The organism is Streptomyces longisporoflavus (genome assembly GCF_014649775.1).
GTDB classification, from domain to species: Bacteria; Actinomycetota; Actinomycetes; order Streptomycetales; family Streptomycetaceae; genus Streptomyces; species Streptomyces longisporoflavus.
Genome location: NZ_BMTR01000081.1, coordinates 1,915 through 5,206, shown reverse-complemented (window position 1 = coordinate 5,206; position 3,292 = coordinate 1,915). Strand labels below are relative to the sequence as shown.

Here is a 3,292-nt window from a genome sequence, read left to right as displayed (position 1 = left end):
AACACAGTGGACGCGAGCAACTGAGGACAAGCCCTCGGCCTATTAGTACCAGTCACCTCCACCCGTTACCGGGCTTCCAGATCTGGCCTATCAACCCAGTCGTCTACTGGGAGCCTTAACCCCTCAAAGGGGGTGGGAATACTCATCTTGAAGCAGGCTTCCCGCTTAGATGCTTTCAGCGGTTATCCTTTCCGAACGTAGCCAACCAGCCATGCCCTTGGCAGGACAACTGGCACACCAGAGGTTCGTCCGTCCCGGTCCTCTCGTACTAGGGACAGCCCTTCTCAATATTCCTACGCGCACAGCGGATAGGGACCGAACTGTCTCACGACGTTCTAAACCCAGCTCGCGTACCGCTTTAATGGGCGAACAGCCCAACCCTTGGGACCGACTCCAGCCCCAGGATGCGACGAGCCGACATCGAGGTGCCAAACCATCCCGTCGATATGGACTCTTGGGGAAGATCAGCCTGTTATCCCCGGGGTACCTTTTATCCGTTGAGCGACGGCGCTTCCACAAGCCACCGCCGGATCACTAGTCCCGACTTTCGTCCCTGCTCGACCCGTCGGTCTCACAGTCAAGCTCCCTTGTGCACTTACACTCAACACCTGATTACCAACCAGGCTGAGGGAACCTTTGGGCGCCTCCGTTACTCTTTGGGAGGCAACCGCCCCAGTTAAACTACCCATCAGACACTGTCCCTGATCCGGATCACGGACCCAGGTTAGACATCCAGCACGACCAGAGTGGTATTTCAACGTTGACTCCACGAACACTGGCGTGCCCGCTTCAAAGTCTCCCACCTATCCTACACAAGCCGAACCGAACACCAATATCAAACTGTAGTAAAGGTCCCGGGGTCTTTCCGTCCTGCTGCGCGAAACGAGCATCTTTACTCGTAGTGCAATTTCACCGGGCCTATGGTTGAGACAGTCGAGAAGTCGTTACGCCATTCGTGCAGGTCGGAACTTACCCGACAAGGAATTTCGCTACCTTAGGATGGTTATAGTTACCACCGCCGTTTACTGGCGCTTAAGTTCTCAGCTTCGCCAGGACGAATCCTGACTAACCGGTCCCCTTAACGTTCCAGCACCGGGCAGGCGTCAGTCCGTATACATCGCCTTACGGCTTCGCACGGACCTGTGTTTTTAGTAAACAGTCGCTTCTCGCTGGTCTCTGCGGCCACCCCCAGCTCAGACAGTAAATGTCATCACCGGTGATGGCCCCCCTTCTCCCGAAGTTACGGGGGCATTTTGCCGAGTTCCTTAACCATAGTTCACCCGAACGCCTCGGTATTCTCTACCTGACCACCTGAGTCGGTTTAGGGTACGGGCCGCCATGAAACTCGCTAGAGGCTTTTCTCGACAGCATAGGATCATCCACTTCACCACAATCGGCTCGGCATCAGGTCTCAGACTTAATGCAAGGCGGATTTACCTACCTCGCGTCCTACACCCTTACCCCGGGACAACCACCGCCCGGGCTGGACTACCTTCCTGCGTCACCCCATCACTCACCTACTACCACCTTGGGTCGGCGGCTCCACCACTTCCCTTTGCCCGAAGGCTCCGGGACGGCTTCACGGCCTTAGCATTAATGGGCTCGATGTTTGACGCTTCACAGCGGGTACCGGAATATCAACCGGTTATCCATCGACTACGCCTGTCGGCCTCGCCTTAGGTCCCGACTTACCCTGGGCAGATCAGCTTGACCCAGGAACCCTTAGTCAATCGGCGCACACGTTTCTCACGTATGTATCGCTACTCATGCCTGCATTCTCACTCGTGAACCGTCCACCACTAGCTTCCGCTGCAGCTTCACCCGGCACACGACGCTCCCCTACCCATCCATACAGGCGTTGGCCCTAATGTATGAATGACACGACTTCGGCGGTACGCTTGAGCCCCGCTACATTGTCGGCGCGGAATCACTTGACCAGTGAGCTATTACGCACTCTTTCAAGGGTGGCTGCTTCTAAGCCAACCTCCTGGTTGTCTCTGCGACTCCACATCCTTTCCCACTTAGCGTACGCTTAGGGGCCTTAGTCGATGCTCTGGGCTGTTTCCCTCTCGACCATGGAGCTTATCCCCCACAGTCTCACTGCCGCGCTCTCACTTACCGGCATTCGGAGTTTGGCTAAGGTCAGTAACCCGGTAGGGCCCATCGCCTATCCAGTGCTCTACCTCCGGCAAGAAACACACGACGCTGCACCTAAATGCATTTCGGGGAGAACCAGCTATCACGGAGTTTGATTGGCCTTTCACCCCTAACCACAGGTCATCCCCCAGGTTTTCAACCCTGGTGGGTTCGGTCCTCCACGACCTCTTACAGCCGCTTCAACCTGCCCATGGCTAGATCACTCCGCTTCGGGTCTTGAGCGCGCTACTGAATCGCCCTGTTCGGACTCGCTTTCGCTACGGCTTCCCCACACGGGTTAACCTCGCAACGCACCGCAAACTCGCAGGCTCATTCTTCAAAAGGCACGCAGTCACGACGCAAGGAACAAGTTCCTTGCGCGACGCTCCCACGGCTTGTAGGCACACGGTTTCAGGTACTATTTCACTCCGCTCCCGCGGTACTTTTCACCATTCCCTCACGGTACTATCCGCTATCGGTCACCAGGGAATATTTAGGCTTAACGGGTGGTCCCGCCAGATTCACACGGGATTTCTCGGGCCCCGTGCTACTTGGGTGTCTCTCAAACGAGCCGCTGATGTTTCGACTACGGGGGTCTTACCCTCTACGCCGGACCTTTCGCATGTCCTTCGCCTACATCAACGGTTTCTGACTCGTCTCACAGCCGGCAGACTGTGAAAGAGAGATCCCACAACCCCGCACACGCAACCCCTGCCGGGTCTCACACGTATACGGTTTGGCCTCATCCGGTTTCGCTCGCCACTACTCCCGGAATCACGGTTGTTTTCTCTTCCTGCGGGTACTGAGATGTTTCACTTCCCCGCGTTCCCTCCACACTGCCTATGTGTTCAGCAGCGGGTGACAGCCCATGACGACTGCCGGGTTTCCCCATTCGGAAACCCCCGGATCAAAGCCTGGTTGACGACTCCCCGGGGACTATCGTGGCCTCCCACGTCCTTCATCGGTTCCTGGTGCCAAGGCATCCACCGTGCGCCCTTAAAAACTTGGCCACAGATGCTCGCGTCCACTGTGCAGTTCTCAAACAACGACCAACCACCCGTCACAGCCCGCCGAAGCGAACCTTTACCGGGGTCGGCATTGAGGTCGGGAACAAGTCCGTACCCTCAGATACCCAACAGCGTGCCCGGCCCGACCC

1 rRNA gene is annotated in these 3,292 nt (G+C 56.9%); it reads right to left on the bottom strand.

The window, feature by feature from the left end:
- Positions 1-22: 22 nt before the first annotated feature.
- A 23S ribosomal RNA gene (locus IE226_RS43280) occupies positions 23-3,146 on the bottom strand.
- Positions 3,147-3,292: the final 146 nt, after the last annotated feature.